This is a genomic window from Shinella sp. M31 (assembly GCF_049199205.1).
Taxonomy (GTDB): domain Bacteria; phylum Pseudomonadota; class Alphaproteobacteria; order Rhizobiales; family Rhizobiaceae; genus Shinella.
In genome coordinates, this window is the sequence record NZ_JBLZPH010000077.1 from 17,117 (window position 1) to 30,179 (window position 13,063).

The following is a 13,063-nucleotide window of genomic DNA, read 5'->3' on the forward strand; positions in this document are numbered from 1 at the left end:
CATTTCCCGTTTTGAGACACCCTTGCATCCGGTCTTGTTGGACAATCCGGGGGATGACTTGGCGGTGTGCCTTGATTCATATGATCTTTCCGGCCATCCATTTCGACATTGTCGGCGACGGGGGCGAATTTCGCCATATTTGGGGGGCATCTGACGTGACCAGCAAAAAGACTGATTCATTTCCAGGGGTTCGTACGATGCGGTTGTTGATCGCAGCTTTGATGGCCACGGCCTTCTTCCTATCGCCACTCGTCGCCTCGGCCGAAAGCGCCGACGTGGAAGCGACGATCACCAATGTCGATACGGGCAATCTCTCGCTGTCGCTCGATGACGGCAAGAAGTACCAGGCGCCGGAAGAATTCAACTTCGACGGTCTGGAGCCGGGCGTGAAGGTGCTGGTGTTCTACACCGAAGTCGACGGCAAGCGCGTCATCAACGACCTCGAGATCATCCAGTAAAATCAGGGTCTCGGCTCTGTCAGAGCCAGCGCATTCCCGTCTCGTCCAGCCGGAGCACACGGTCCTGGAAGATGGGTGTGTTGGCCGCTTCCTCCTCCGCCATGCCGTTCAGACGGAACGCGGCGCGAAAAACGCCGCCGTGGCTGACGCAGACGGTCGGCCGGTCGACCTCGGCGAGAAACGAGCCGATGCGCCAGCTGAGGATTTCGTAGCTTTCGGCCGCCTCGCCCGGCGGAATGAAGTTCCATTTCGAACGCCGGCGCTCATCGACGCGAGCGGGTGTCGACGCTTCCAGTTCTTCCAGCGTATGGCCTTCCCAGTCGCCGAAGGAGACTTCGACGAGGCGCTTGTCGGTGCGGTAAGCGAGGGGGTCGAGGCCCATGGCGCGGCGCAGGATTTCCATCGTCTCGCGCGTGCGCCCGAGCGGGCTCGCCACGAAATCGAAATCCGAAACGGCCGTGCCGAGAAACGCCTTGAGAGTGCGGCCATTGCCGGCCGCTTGCGCGCGGCCGGTATCGTTGAGCGAAATGTCCTTCTGTCCCTGCAGCCTGCCCTCAGCATTCCACGCGGTCTGGCCGTGTCGGATCATGTAGATGAGCAAGATGCGGGGCTCCGGGTCAGTCCTTGATGACGGAGATGTCGGGCGCGTCGACAGCCTTCATGCCGACGACATGATAGCCGCTGTCGGCGTGATGCGTCTCGCCGGTCACCGAGCGCGACAGGTCCGACAGCATGTAGAGGCCGACATCGCCCACTTCCTCGATGGTGACGGTACGACGCAGCGGCGCATTGTACTCGTTCCACTTGAGGATGTAGCGGAAGTCGCCGATGCCGGAGGCGGCAAGCGTCTTGATCGGGCCGGCCGAGATGGCGTTGACGCGGATGTTCTTCGGGCCGAGATCGACGGCGAGGTACTTCACGCTCGCTTCGAGCGCGGCCTTTGCAACGCCCATGACGTTGTAGTTCGGCATGACCTTTTCCGCGCCGTAATAGGTCAGCGTCAGCATCGAGCCGCCATCGGTCATCAGCTTTTCGGCACGACGGGCGACCGAGGTGAAGGAATAGACCGAAATCTGCATCGTCTTGGCGAAGTTGCCCGGCGTCGTGTCGACGTAGCGGCCGGTCAGTTCGTCCTTGTCGGAGAAGCCGATGGCGTGCACCAGGAAGTCGATCTTGCCCCAGGTCTTTTCGATATTGTCGAAGACGGCGTCGATGGAGGCTTCGTCCGAGACGTCGCAGTCGCCGGCCAGCACGGCGCCGATTTCGGCGGCCAGCGGCTCGACGCGCTTCTTCAGCGCATCGCCCTGATAGGTCAGCGCGATTTCGCCGCCCTGTGCATGGATGGCCTTGGCGATGCCCCAGGCGATGGAACGGTTGTTGGCGACGCCCATGATGACGCCGCGCTTGCCCTTCATCAGACCAGATGCCTGAACCATGGTTTGCCCCTTTGAAATCTAGAGCAACCCCCGCAAATACGCGAAAAGGCTTTGCGTTCTTGGAGTTGCGTGAATAAGCCGAAATTGCCTATGGCATAGGCAGCAGTGCGGTTCAAGCGCGCGCCAGTTCAGGAACTGTTAGCATCCGTAACAATGGGTGCATCTTTCACTGAAAGTTCATAAATCGATTAAAGGAAGAGACCTTCGCGCAGCGAGCGCATGAGGTCGATCATCTTGGCGTCCGGTTTTTCCCAGAGCAAGAGGCGGACTTCAGCGATGAGATCGCCGCGTTCGCCGTTTTCCTTGACGAGGCCCTCGTCCGGGATGCGGATCGTCTGGTCAGATCCCGACCAGGCCGGGACCGTGACGGACAGCGGACCGGTCGGACCATCAATAGTCATCTCGCAGCCGAGCACGGCGTTCTCGATCGTCACCGGCAGATCGACCCGGAGATCGAATCCATCGACGCGGAAGCGGCCGGGCGCCACGCGCACGGTGATAACGGCATCGCCGCGTCTAAGGTTTTCGATACGGTGCCCGGCCTCCTTGAGGCGGATCACCTGTCCGTCGGTCGTGCCGGCGCCGACGGGCACGCGGATGGTCTGCCCTTCCGGCGTCTCGATGGTCGGGCGCACGCGGTTGAGGATGTCTTCCACGCTGACGGTCACGTCGGCCACGAGATCCGGCGCCTTTTCGACCGCAGCGCGCGCACCGCGGATGCGGCGGATGATGGCGGAGATGATGGCGGCGCCTGGTGCTGTGCCGCGGGCGGGCATCGGCGGTTGTTCGTCCACCGGCGTGTCGGCAGCCTTGCGACCCTCCTGGGCGGGCGCGGCCGCACCGGCCTGCGCCTGGGGTTGTGCCTGCGGTTGCGGGCGCGATTTCGGCTCGGCCGGCTGGCCGCGGGAATCGACGCCGAAGATGCGGGCGATCATGTCCTCGGCCGCCTCGCCGGAGACGCGCGGGCCGTCCTGTTGGCGGGGGGCTTCGGCCTTCGCCTTGCGCTCGGCCTGCTGCTGGCGCATCTGCTCCATGCGGCGAAGCTCGGCCTCGCGCTGCTGGCGGTCGTAGCGGCTGCGCTTGTCGGGATCGCGCAGCAGGTCATAGGCGCGGCCGGCCTCGGTGAAGCGCACGGTCGCGTTGGGGTCGTCGTGATTCTGGTCGGGATGCACGGCTTTCGCCACCGAACGCCACGCCGCCTTGATTTCGTCCTGGCCGGCATTCCGCTTCACGCCAAGAACCGAATAGGGATCACGCATACCTACCACCCGTTTCGTTTTACCGCTCATGGTAGCGGGCGACGTTCTAACCGCCGGTTACGCGTTAGGGTTTACGGATTGCTAAGACGAGGGCGGCCGGGTTCAACCCTGGCGGTCGAAGGCGAGCAGCAGCCATTCGCCCGATGTGGCCATGCAGGTGCGCCCGGAATAGTTGGCGATGCCCTGATAGGAGTGTTTCGTCGTCACGAAATCGCGGCAGGTGCGGCCGGCACCGTCGCGGTTTTCCGCAATCGTGCTGATGACGCCCGCGCTTCCCGAAGCGGAGTTCGCCCAGGGAATGGGCTGGCCCGCGGCCTGTGCAAGATCGGCGGAGGACACGGCATTGCGCACGGTCGTCTCGTCGGAGAGGCGCTCGCCGTTCGCGACGGTGCTGGTGCGGATGGTGCTGTCGACCTTGCTGTCTTCGAAGAGGTCGAGGCCGCTCATGCAGCCCGACAGGAACGCGGCCGAGGTCGTGACGGCTGCGAGGACGATGCAGCGCGCCCAGTATGGCTTTGTCTCCGGTCGCGACTTTGCTATGACGTTCACCCCAGCTGCCTCATGCAGTCGAAAAGAGCGGCCAAAATCGGCCCAAAAAGATCGGCTTTGAATCGAATATGAGCGAAAATGCGTTAACAAGCGGTGACTTCACCGAGGAAAACGAACCCTATGCCCTGTTCGGACGCTGGCTTGCGGATGCCGGCAAGAGCGAGCCGAACGATGCCAACGCGCTGGCGCTCGCCACCGTCGACGAGACGGGCCTGCCCAATGTGCGCATGGTTCTGCTGAAGGGTTTCGACGAGCGGGGCTTCGTGTTCTACACGAATTTCGAGAGCCGCAAGGGCCAGGAAATCCTCTCGGCCGGCAAGGCGGCGATGTGTTTCCATTGGAAATCGCTGCGCCGGCAGATCCGCATCCGTGGTGAGATCGAGGTCGTCAGCGATGCCGAGGCCGACGAATATTACGCCTCGCGCCCGCGCGGCAGCCGCATCGGCGCCTGGGCCTCGAAACAGTCGCGCCCGCTCGAAAGCCGCTTCGCGCTGGAAAAGGCCGTCGCCGAATACACCGCCCGCTACGCGATCGGCGACATCCCCCGCCCGCCGCACTGGTCCGGCTTCCGCCTGAAACCCGTCTCGATCGAATTCTGGCACGACCGCCCCTTCCGCCTGCACGACCGCGTGGAATTCCGCCGCGTGGACGACGGCAAGGGCTGGACGAAGGTCAGGATGTATCCGTGAGGATACGGGGTTAGCGCCGAATCAGCCGGAAGGGGATGCCCGAGGCGAGCGCCCCGACATATTTCGGCTTCTGGTACAGCCCGTTCAGCGAAATGCGGGGTAGCGCCGTCGGCGTGTCGAAGGAGCGGGCTGAGAGCGTGCCGGGATCCGTGAGAACGGCGACGCGGAAGCCGAGATTCTTGGCGAGCTGGAGTTCGCGCGGCGAGACGGCGGCGCGGTCGCCATAGGGATAGGCGAAGGTATCCGGACGTTGTCCGGTGATTGCGGCGATGCGTTCGGCGGATTCGTCCATTTCGCGGCGGGCTTCCGCATCCGAAAGCCGGGCCAGCCCCCGGTGGCTCACCGTATGCGCACCGATCGTCGCGAGCGGATTGAGAACGAGGCTCTTCAATTCCGGCTCGCGCATGACCAGCCGTTCGGTGATCATCAGCGGATCGATGCCATGCGCGCGCGCGGCCGCGTCGAGCCTCTCGATGGCCGCACTTTCCTCGGCATGCGTATGAATGAAATGGGCGAAGCGCTCGTAAGCCGTCTGTTTCTGGAAGGGTGTGGCGAGCGGCAGAGTGACGGTGCCGGAGCCGAAATCGAAGTCGATATGCGGCAAGGCGCGCAGAAGCTCCGTCAGCGTCTCCCACCAGATGCCATGGGTCTTGCAGGCAAAGCCGGGCGCGACGAACACCGTGAACGGCACTTTGTGGCGCGTGAAGACCGGCTGGGCATGCACCGCGTTGTTGCGATAGCCGTCGTCGAGCGTGAAGGCGGCGAAGCGCTCGCCCGCGCGGGCGATGACAAGGCGCGCCGGCATGTCGGCCAGCGCCACGAACTGGTAGCCTTCCTCCGTCAGATGGCCGATCGCGGCATCGAGAAAGTCGGGTGTAATCTCCAGATGGGCGTTCGGATCGAAGACCTGCGGCGTCTTCGGCCGCACATGGTGCAGGGTGAAGATCGCGCCCATGCCGCGCGCCGAGGCCATCAGGCCGGCACGCTCCGCCAGATGCGCGACTTCGAGCCCGCCGGTGATGACGGCGCGTTTGAGCCCTTGTCGCATGACGCTGCGGATCGGCATTCCCGCCTCCTGATCGTTGAACCAGCCGCCTTTATGGGGCTTGCATGGTATCCGAGGCGTTAACGCGGCCTATCCGCAACGCATTGTCGCTTAAAGGGCGCCGTTTCCTTTCGCGGTTCGGGCGACTGCGCCGCAGCGGGGGCACAGCGTTCGACAGGTGGAAGGTCGTGTTCCACTTCGGGGCAGGGGCGACCGAATGGGGCGCTTCCCTCGACCCGCGGCGGCTGGAAGGTCAACAGGCGGACGACGTCTGAAAAAACGGTAATGATCGGGATGAACATGTCATCTCCTCCGGGCAAACTTGGATTGCCCGTATTGTCCGCCCGCTTGCCTCCCTCGCTCAAACGAGTTTATCGTCGATTTCGAATGACTTGAGGTTATGCGATGAAGCGCGGACGGTTGCCCTTGACGGCATTGCGGAGTTTCGAGGCGGCGGGCCGGCTGGGCAGCTTCACGCTGGCGGCCGATGAGCTTGCCGTCTCGCAGGCCGCCGTCAGCCGGCAGGTGAAAGAGCTGGAGGCCGAGCTCGGGAAGCCGCTTTTCGAGCGCCGCCACCGGGCCGTGCGTCTGACACCCTCAGGCCACGCGTTGCTTGGCGTGCTCTCGCGCAGCTTCGACGCGATGGATGCGAGCCTGTCGGAAATCCGCGGCCGCCGCGGCGGCGGGCTTGTCGAAATCAGCGCCGAGCCGTCCTTCGCCGCCTGCTGGCTCGTCTCGCATCTTGACGATTTCCGCACCTGTTATCCCGAGGTGGATGTAACCGTCGATTCGGACATGCGGCTCATCGAATTCCGCACCCACGAGGCCGAGATCGCCATTCGTCACGGCATGGGCGCCAAGGCCTGGCCGCGCACGGAGGTCAATCACCTGATGGATGTGGAGATGGTGCCGGTCATCGCCCCCGGCTTGCTCGCGAACAGCCCGCCGCTCGAAACGCCCGCCGATCTTCTGACGCACACCCTGTTGCACGAGGAAAACCGCAGCGTCTGGGAACGCTGGTTCGCCGCCGCCGGGTTGCCGGATGCGCCGCTCGGCCGCGCGCAGATTTTCGCTGAGGGCAATCTGGTGCTGCAGGCGGTGCTGCGCGGCCATGGCGTGGCACTGGTCGATCGGTTCCTCGCCGCCGAGGACATCGCCGCCGGCCGCCTCGTCCAGCCCTTCGATCTCTCGATCCGCCATGGCGCCTATTGGCTGGTGGCGCGCAGCTTTAAGCGCCTTTCACCGGAGGCGCAGGCGTTCCGGCAATGGCTGTTGCCGCGCCTCGATGTAGGGGCAGGGGGCGGCTCTTAGAGTCTGTCAGGTTCATTCTGAACCTGACAGACTCTAGATTCTTTTGTTTTCGTTTGTCTTGTCGGGAAAACCGGTTCCCACTTTTCCCTGAAAAACTCTAGGTCTTCGTGCCGCCGACGGTGATCTGGTCCATGCGCAGATGCGGCTGGCCGACGCCGACCGGCACCCATTGGCCGGCCTTGCCGCAATTGCCGATGCCGGTGTCGAGTTTGGTGTCGTTGCCGATCATCGAGACGCGGCGCATGGCGTCCGGGCCGTTGCCGATCAGCATGGCGCCCTTGACGGGGGCCGTCACCTTGCCGTTCTCGATGAGATAGGCTTCCGTGCAGCCGAAGACGAATTTGCCGGAGGTGATATCCACCTGCCCGCCGCCGAAGGAGACGGCATAGATACCGTTCTTGACGGAGGCGATGATCTCCTCCGGCGTCTTGTCGCCTGACAGCATGTAGGTGTTGGTCATGCGCGGCATCGGGCGATAGGCATAACCCTGCCGGCGCCCGTTGCCGGTCGCCTTCATACCCATCAGCCGGGCATTCTGCCGGTCCTGCATATAGCCGACCAGCTTGCCGTCCTCGATCAGCACATTGTAGGCCGAGGGCGTGCCTTCGTCGTCGATGGTGATCGAGCCGCGGCGATTGTCGATCGTGCCGTCATCGACGACGGTGACGCCCTTGGCCGCGACCTGCTCGCCCATCAGCCCGGCGAAGGCCGACGTCTTCTTGCGGTTGAAATCGCCTTCCAGCCCGTGGCCGACGGCCTCGTGCAGCATCACGCCCGGCCAGCCGTTGGAGAGCACGACATCCATCGTGCCCGCCGGCGCCTCGATCGCTTCGAGATTGACGAGCGCCTGGCGCAGCGCCTCATTGGCGCCGGCATGCCAGCTTTCCTCGGTCAGGAAGGCGTCGAAGGTCGTGCGTCCGCCGATGCCGTAGCTGCCCGTTTCCTGCCGGTCGCCCTGGCCGACGACGACGGAAATGTTGATGCGAGTCATCGGCCTGATGTCGGTGACGCGGTGGCCATCGGCGCGCAGGATGTTGACGACCTGCCAGCTGGCGGCAACCGAGGCCGTGACCTGCCGCACCTTCGGGTCCTTGCCGCGCAGGTAGGCATCGATCTCGGTCAGCAGCGCCACCTTCGCTTCGAAGGTCGGCGAGCCGATCGGGTTGTCGGGGCTGTAGAGCTGGCGGTTGGTGCCCTGGGGGGCGGCGGCGTAGTCGCCGGAATATCCGCGGGTCACGGCGCCGGCCGAATCGGCCGCGCGCTTCAGCGCCGACAGCGTCATCTCGCCGGAATGCGCATAGCCGACAGCCTCGCCGGCCACGGCGCGCAGGCCAAACCCCTGGTCGGTGTTGAAGCTGCCGCCCTTGAGCCGGCCATTGTCGAAGGATAGCGATTCCGCCTGCGCATGCTCGAGAAAGAGCTCGCCGTCGTCGGCGCTCTCCAAGGTTTCCCGAAGCACCGCCTGCACGGATGCCTCGTCGGCATCGAAAAGGGAGAGGAGGTCGGTGTTCATGGCAGGCTCCGCAAGCATTGAAAGACCGGGTTCATGTAAGTTCCCCGGCGGCGGGCGGCAAGCCCGCCGGGCGCCAAGCTTACGGCAGCGCGTCGTAGCCTTCGCCGAAGCCCTTGAGGTCGACGGGGATGCCGATGCCCTCTTCCGGCGACTGGAAGACGATGAAGGTGGCGGTCGCACCGGAGCGGAAGGTCTTCAGGAGCTCGTCCTCGAGCACGACTTCGGCATAGCAGCCATCGGCGAAGCAGCGCACGAAATAGGCGCGGCCGATGTCCTTGCCGTCGACATTGAGGCCGAGGCCATTGGGCAGCAGCACGCCGAGCGGTGCGAGCACGCGGAGAATCTTGGCCTTGCGGTCAGCGGTCTTCAGGACGACGACGGAGAGGCCGAGTTCCGGGCGGTCTTCGGCCAGCACGTTCTGCATCAGCGCGCATTGCTCGCCCGAGGCGCCGGCCGGCTGGTCGCAGACGATCGACCAGGCGCCATGGTTCGATTTCACGGTGCCGGGCTGCTGGGCCGCTGCAAGCGGCGGAAGCGCCATGGCGCCGAGCGAGAAGACGGCAAGGCCGAATGCCGCCCGGGACAGCCGGGAAAGGGAAGCAAAACCCATGAAAACCTCGGAATCTCGAATCAGTCGGGGTATCTTTGAAGGGACGGCAGAGAAATGAAAAGCCCCGAGCGCTCCTTTCCGATTGATTGAAGGCGGAAATTGGACGCTCGGGGCTGCACTTTATAAGTGGGCGCGGTTTAACCGTCTCACGCGGCGGGCCGGTAGAGCCGCACGGGGCTGGTCGGCGCCCGCCATGACGCCCTTGGCTTCGAGGTCGAGCTGCACGGCCTTCAGCCACCAGCCGGCCTTGTCGCCACCCGGAAACAACTCCTCGGACAGATGCGGCAGAAGCGCGTCGCGCGCGGCCGGCACGGTCAGGCCGGGGGCCTCTCCTGGCAGGATGGTCAGAAGGGCCGCCCGCATCGCCTCGTATTTCGCGCGGTCGGCGCGATAGGTCTTGCCGGGCCGAAGCACGTTTTCGATGGATATCTTTTCGCTAGGCATCGATTGCGCCTCTCACATCGATCTTGGGGGTGCGGAAACCCATCGCGATCCAGGCTTTCAGAAGCTTGGCGTAGAATTTCAGATGATGGGTCTTCAGGTTGAGAATGTCGGCGGGAAGGGCGGACGGGTCCTTGAGATCGCCGACCATGGTGCGCAGTTCGGGCTTCGGGCGGGTCTCGGCGGGCCAGAGATGCAGATAGACGCTCAGCCAATGGGCACCTTTCATCTCCAGGAAGACCGGCGTATTGCAGCAGGTCGCGACGATGCGACGCGAGCCGGCATCGGCGGTGAGGCGAAATTCCCGGAGGGTTTCCGCGCCGGACAGGATCTTGATGCGGTCCTTGCGGTATTCCGCGCTCGGCGTCGCCTGGTATGGCGTCAGCATGGGTTTTGCGCCGGGCAGGCGCTCGAGACGGGCGGCGGCCGCCCGGCAGCTATTGCACAGGCATTCCGAAACGAGGATCGGTTCACCCGTCACCTCGAAATGCGTCGTGCCGCATCGGCATCCGATGATCGTGGTCTTCGTCATGCTGCATGCTCCCTCGTTAAATGAAACAGGTGCCGGATGTATCGATCGAGATGGTCGAGGCTTTCGCGGGCCAGCGCCGGGTCGTTGGCGGCCTTGGCGAGCACGAAGGCGCCCTGGATGACGGTCTGGGTGTGTCGGGCGAGGCTCTCGGCCGTCCAGCCGTCCTCGATGCCGCGTGCCTGCCGGGCCGCCTCGATATCGGCCTCCAGCGTTGCGGTATGGCCGAACATGCTGCGCGCGCAGGCATCGCGAATATCGGGCGCGCTGGCATAGACCTCCTGCGCCAGCGTGCCGACGAGGCAGGTGAATTCGGCGATCTCACCTTCAATGATCGCCTTGCGGAACGCGACATAGGCGAGCACGCGGTCGAGCGGATCGGCCGGGCCGTGATAGGGCGCGGCCTCGAAGAAGGCGCTCGTCGTTTCCGCCCAGAAATCCGCCGCGGCGACGCCGAGCGCCTCCTTGCTGGAAAAGTGGTGGAAGAAGGCCCCCTTCGTCACATCCGCCGCCTTGCAGAGATCATCCACGCTGGTGCCGGCAAAGCCCTTGGCGCGGATGAGGTCGCGGGCGGCTTCGAGAAGCCGGGTGCGTGCATTGCCCCGTTCGGGCGCGTGTTTGGTCGGTCTGGACATGTTCAAAGCATACCATACGGTCGGTATGTGTCAAGCGAAGCCATTTAAGTCCCGGTGATGGGTGTCGCCGGCCTTTTTTGAGGTGTGTTTTAGGAGCGATTGCGAAATCCGCGATGAGGCGAGGGGAGGGCTACCGGTACGATTGGGCAGGTCGCGCGCCAAAATGTGGTTCGACCGGTGCAAAATGAGTCGCGGTGGTGGGTCGCCGGGTGCATCGACACGGGGGTCGCGGCGGCCAAACCTTTCATGCTATAGGGAATTGTGTGGAAACTGTGGGGATCGGCGGGAGGCTTTTGCTTTTGCGCAAAAATGCCGCACAGACGCAGCCCCATGGCTGTTGCGGCGAGCATGAAACTGTGGTTTTAAGCACTCAGTATAGCAGGGATTCTGCGCGTCTGTTTGATCCCAGTCAAACGCCTTGGGGAGATACGTTGTGAAAAACAAAGCTTTTGCAGTTCTGGCCGCGATCGGCTGTCTGCTCTTTGCTTCGACCGCCTTCGCTGATCAGCCGTTTCCGTGGCAGAAGGGCTTCCAGCCCGCCGCCACTTCGATCATGGAAGAAATTCGCTGGTTCGAGCATTACACACTCTGGTTCATCGTCCCGGTCACGCTGTTTGTTCTCCTCCTGCTCGTCATCGTCGTCGTGAAGTTCCGCGAAGGCGCGAACCCGGTTCCGTCGAAGACCAGCCACAACACGCTGATCGAAGTCGTCTGGACGCTCGGCCCGGTCGTCATCCTGCTGTTCCTGGCCGTTCCCTCCTTCCAGCTTCTCACCAAGCAGCTCGCGCCGACGGAAGAGCCGGAACTGACGATCAAGGCCACCGGCTACCAGTGGTACTGGGGTTACGAATACCAGGTCGGCGACAAGCCGGTCTCCTTCGACAGCCTTCTCTTGGCTGACGCCGATCGCGCCGCTGCCGGCAAGGAAGACAAGGCCGTCTATCCGCGCCTGCTCGCCGTCGACAACGAAATCGTCATCCCGGTCGGCAAGCACGTTCGCCTGCTCGTCACGGGTGCGGACGTGATCCACGCCTTCGCGATGCCCTCCTTCGGCGTGAAGATTGACGCCGTGCCGGGCCGTCTCAACGAAACCTGGTTCAAGGCAGACCGCGAAGGCCTGTTCTACGGTCAGTGTTCCGAGCTCTGCGGCAAGGACCACGCGTTCATGCCGATCGCCATCCGCGTCGTCTCGCAAGAGAAATACGATACCTGGCTTGCTGCCGCCGCGACGAATGTCGGCGAGGCAAACAAGGCCCTGATGGCGTCTGTCGACGGTGCGGCGAAGGCCGTAGACGTCGCCCAGAACGCCGCGCAGTAATACCTAGGGAGTCTGATCCATGGCCGGAACATCCGCTGCCCACGGCGATCACCACGATCACCACGAACACAAGCCGCTTACCTTCTTCCAGCGTTGGTTTCTTTCGACCAACCACAAGGATATCGGCACGCTTTACCTGATCTTCGCGATCTGTGCGGGCATCATCGGGGGTACGCTCTCGGTGGTCATGCGCATGGAGCTGCAGGAGCCGGGCATCCAGATCTTCCACGGCCTGGCCGCTATGGTCTACGGCTTCGAAGGTGACGCCGCCATCGACGGCGGCAAGCACATGTTCAACGTCTTCACGACGGCGCATGCGCTCATCATGATCTTCTTCATGGTCATGCCCGCCCTCATCGGCGGCTTCGCCAACTGGATGGTGCCGATCATGATCGGCGCGCCTGACATGGCGTTCCCGCGCATGAACAACATCTCCTTCTGGCTGATCATCCCGGCCTTCCTGCTCGTGCTGCTTTCGATGTTCGTCGAAGGCCCGGCAGGCGCTTACGGCGCGGGCGGCGGCTGGACGATCTATCCGCCGTTCTCGACGGCCGGCCAGCCCGGTCCGGCGATGGACTTCGTGATCCTCGGCCTCCACATTGCCGGCGCATCCTCGATCCTCGGCGCGATCAACTTCATCACCACGATCCTGAACATGCGCGCTCCGGGCATGACGCTGCACAAGATGCCGCTGTTTGCCTGGTCGGTTCTGATCACCGCCTTCCTGCTTCTGCTCTCGCTGCCGGTTCTGGCAGGCGGCATCACCATGCTGCTCACCGACCGCAACTTCGGCACGGCCTTCTTCGCCCCGGAAAACGGCGGTGACCCGATCCTCTTCCAGCACCTGTTCTGGTTCTTCGGTCACCCGGAAGTGTACATTCTGATCCTGCCCGGCTTCGGCATCGTCAGCCACATCGTGTCGACCTTCTCGCGCAAGCCGATCTTCGGCTATCTCGGCATGGCCTATGCCATGGTCGCCATCGGCGCCGTCGGCTTCATCGTGTGGGCACACCACATGTACACGGTCGGCATGTCGCTCGACACGCAGCGCTACTTCGTCTTCGCCACGATGGTCATCGCGGTTCCGACGGGCGTGAAGATCTTTTCCTGGATCGCGACGATGTGGGGCGGTTCCATCCGCTTCACGACGCCGATGGTCTGGGCGATCGGCTTCATCTTCCTGTTCACCGTCGGCGGCGTCACGGGCGTCCAGCTCGCCAATGCCGGCCTCGACCGCGCCCTGCACGACACCTACTACGTGGTTGCCCAC

The 13,063-nt window shown here is 63.7% G+C and carries 15 protein-coding genes; 5 read left to right on the forward strand and 10 right to left on the reverse strand.

Annotated elements, in window-relative coordinates; all coding sequences use genetic code 11:
- Positions 1 to 197 precede the first annotated feature (197 nt).
- Positions 198 to 458 carry a DUF1344 domain-containing protein gene (locus ACOZKU_RS12520; RefSeq protein WP_117369673.1) on the forward strand — a complete coding sequence of 87 codons (261 nt, stop codon included), beginning with the start codon at positions 198 to 200 and terminating at the stop codon, positions 456 to 458.
- A gap of 19 nt (positions 459 to 477) precedes the next feature.
- On the opposite strand, the gene ACOZKU_RS12525 is transcribed toward ACOZKU_RS12520, so the two are convergent.
- The 4 genes from ACOZKU_RS12525 to ACOZKU_RS12540 all read right to left on the reverse strand — a co-directional run bounded on the left by ACOZKU_RS12525 (position 478) and on the right by ACOZKU_RS12540 (position 3,702).
- Positions 478 to 1,059 (reverse strand): histidine phosphatase family protein, encoded by a 582-nt coding sequence (locus ACOZKU_RS12525; protein ID WP_421579163.1) that lies wholly within the window; start codon positions 1,057 to 1,059, stop codon positions 478 to 480.
- A 16-nt stretch (positions 1,060 to 1,075) separates the two neighbouring features.
- On the reverse strand, positions 1,076 to 1,894 hold the full coding sequence (fabI, locus tag ACOZKU_RS12530; protein ID WP_257947866.1) for an enoyl-ACP reductase FabI: 819 nt from the start codon (positions 1,892 to 1,894) through the stop codon (positions 1,076 to 1,078).
- Positions 1,895 to 2,082: 188 nt separating this feature from the next.
- Entirely contained in the window at positions 2,083 to 3,153 is a 1,071-nt protein-coding gene (locus ACOZKU_RS12535; RefSeq protein ID WP_421579164.1) for a DnaJ C-terminal domain-containing protein, read from the reverse strand.
- A 102-nt stretch (positions 3,154 to 3,255) separates the two neighbouring features.
- Positions 3,256 to 3,702, reverse strand: a complete 447-nt coding sequence (locus ACOZKU_RS12540) for an RT0821/Lpp0805 family surface protein (RefSeq protein WP_421579165.1) — start codon at positions 3,700 to 3,702, stop codon at positions 3,256 to 3,258.
- Positions 3,703 to 3,770: 68 nt separating this feature from the next.
- On the opposite strand from ACOZKU_RS12540, the gene pdxH reads away from it, so the two are divergent.
- Positions 3,771 to 4,391 carry a pyridoxamine 5'-phosphate oxidase gene (gene pdxH, locus ACOZKU_RS12545; protein ID WP_314087278.1) on the forward strand — a complete coding sequence of 207 codons (621 nt, stop codon included), beginning with the start codon at positions 3,771 to 3,773 and terminating at the stop codon, positions 4,389 to 4,391.
- Between the two features lie 10 nt (positions 4,392 to 4,401).
- Here pdxH and ACOZKU_RS12550 read toward each other — a convergent pair whose 3' ends face one another.
- Positions 4,402 to 5,457 carry a polysaccharide deacetylase family protein gene (locus tag ACOZKU_RS12550; protein WP_421579166.1) on the reverse strand — a complete coding sequence of 352 codons (1,056 nt, stop codon included), beginning with the start codon at positions 5,455 to 5,457 and terminating at the stop codon, positions 4,402 to 4,404.
- 384 nt (positions 5,458 to 5,841) lie between these two features.
- Here ACOZKU_RS12550 and ACOZKU_RS12555 point away from each other — a divergent pair, with 384 nt between their 5' ends.
- The gene (locus ACOZKU_RS12555; RefSeq protein ID WP_421579167.1) at positions 5,842 to 6,747 is read left to right on the forward strand and encodes a LysR substrate-binding domain-containing protein; all 906 of its coding nucleotides are present in this window, start codon (positions 5,842 to 5,844) and stop codon (positions 6,745 to 6,747) included.
- Positions 6,748 to 6,844: 97 nt separating this feature from the next.
- Here ACOZKU_RS12555 and tldD read toward each other — a convergent pair whose 3' ends face one another.
- The 5 genes from tldD to ACOZKU_RS12580 all read right to left on the reverse strand — a co-directional run bounded on the left by tldD (position 6,845) and on the right by ACOZKU_RS12580 (position 10,475).
- On the reverse strand, positions 6,845 to 8,260 hold the full coding sequence (tldD, locus tag ACOZKU_RS12560; protein ID WP_421579168.1) for a metalloprotease TldD: 1,416 nt from the start codon (positions 8,258 to 8,260) through the stop codon (positions 6,845 to 6,847).
- 79 nt (positions 8,261 to 8,339) lie between these two features.
- Positions 8,340 to 8,870, reverse strand: a complete 531-nt coding sequence (locus tag ACOZKU_RS12565; RefSeq protein ID WP_421579169.1) for an invasion associated locus B family protein — start codon at positions 8,868 to 8,870, stop codon at positions 8,340 to 8,342.
- A 120-nt stretch (positions 8,871 to 8,990) separates the two neighbouring features.
- The gene (locus ACOZKU_RS12570; RefSeq protein ID WP_421579170.1) at positions 8,991 to 9,314 is read right to left on the reverse strand and encodes a DUF6958 family protein; all 324 of its coding nucleotides are present in this window, start codon (positions 9,312 to 9,314) and stop codon (positions 8,991 to 8,993) included.
- Positions 9,307 to 9,843: a GFA family protein gene (locus ACOZKU_RS12575; protein WP_314087289.1), complete on the reverse strand. Its 537-nt coding sequence runs from the start codon at positions 9,841 to 9,843 to the stop codon at positions 9,307 to 9,309. The genes ACOZKU_RS12570 and ACOZKU_RS12575 overlap by 8 nt, the downstream gene beginning before the upstream one ends.
- Positions 9,840 to 10,475 (reverse strand): TetR/AcrR family transcriptional regulator, encoded by a 636-nt coding sequence (locus ACOZKU_RS12580; RefSeq protein WP_421579171.1) that lies wholly within the window; start codon positions 10,473 to 10,475, stop codon positions 9,840 to 9,842. The genes ACOZKU_RS12575 and ACOZKU_RS12580 overlap by 4 nt, the downstream gene beginning before the upstream one ends.
- A gap of 433 nt (positions 10,476 to 10,908) precedes the next feature.
- Between ACOZKU_RS12580 and coxB the strand changes: the two genes are divergently transcribed.
- Entirely contained in the window at positions 10,909 to 11,793 is an 885-nt protein-coding gene (coxB, locus tag ACOZKU_RS12585) for a cytochrome c oxidase subunit II (protein ID WP_314087293.1), read from the forward strand.
- 19 nt (positions 11,794 to 11,812) lie between these two features.
- On the forward strand, positions 11,813 to 13,063 hold a 1,251-nt coding region (locus tag ACOZKU_RS12590), incomplete at its 3' end, for a cbb3-type cytochrome c oxidase subunit I (protein ID WP_421579172.1).

Coding starts and splice junctions, on each gene's coding strand:
- ACOZKU_RS12520 (WP_117369673.1), top strand. CDS start 198: ATGCGGTTGTTGATCGCAGCTTTGATGGCCACGGCCTTCTTCCTATCG.
- fabI (WP_257947866.1), bottom strand. CDS start 1,894: ATGGTTCAGGCATCTGGTCTGATGAAGGGCAAGCGCGGCGTCATCATG.
- ACOZKU_RS12535 (WP_421579164.1), bottom strand. CDS start 3,153: ATGCGTGATCCCTATTCGGTTCTTGGCGTGAAGCGGAATGCCGGCCAG.
- pdxH (WP_314087278.1), top strand. CDS start 3,771: ATGAGCGAAAATGCGTTAACAAGCGGTGACTTCACCGAGGAAAACGAA.
- ACOZKU_RS12550 (WP_421579166.1), bottom strand. CDS start 5,457: ATGCCGATCCGCAGCGTCATGCGACAAGGGCTCAAACGCGCCGTCATC.
- ACOZKU_RS12555 (WP_421579167.1), top strand. CDS start 5,842: ATGAAGCGCGGACGGTTGCCCTTGACGGCATTGCGGAGTTTCGAGGCG.
- tldD (WP_421579168.1), bottom strand. CDS start 8,260: ATGAACACCGACCTCCTCTCCCTTTTCGATGCCGACGAGGCATCCGTG.
- ACOZKU_RS12565 (WP_421579169.1), bottom strand. CDS start 8,870: ATGGGTTTTGCTTCCCTTTCCCGGCTGTCCCGGGCGGCATTCGGCCTT.
- ACOZKU_RS12570 (WP_421579170.1), bottom strand. CDS start 9,314: ATGCCTAGCGAAAAGATATCCATCGAAAACGTGCTTCGGCCCGGCAAG.
- ACOZKU_RS12575 (WP_314087289.1), bottom strand. CDS start 9,843: ATGACGAAGACCACGATCATCGGATGCCGATGCGGCACGACGCATTTC.
- ACOZKU_RS12580 (WP_421579171.1), bottom strand. CDS start 10,475: ATGTCCAGACCGACCAAACACGCGCCCGAACGGGGCAATGCACGCACC.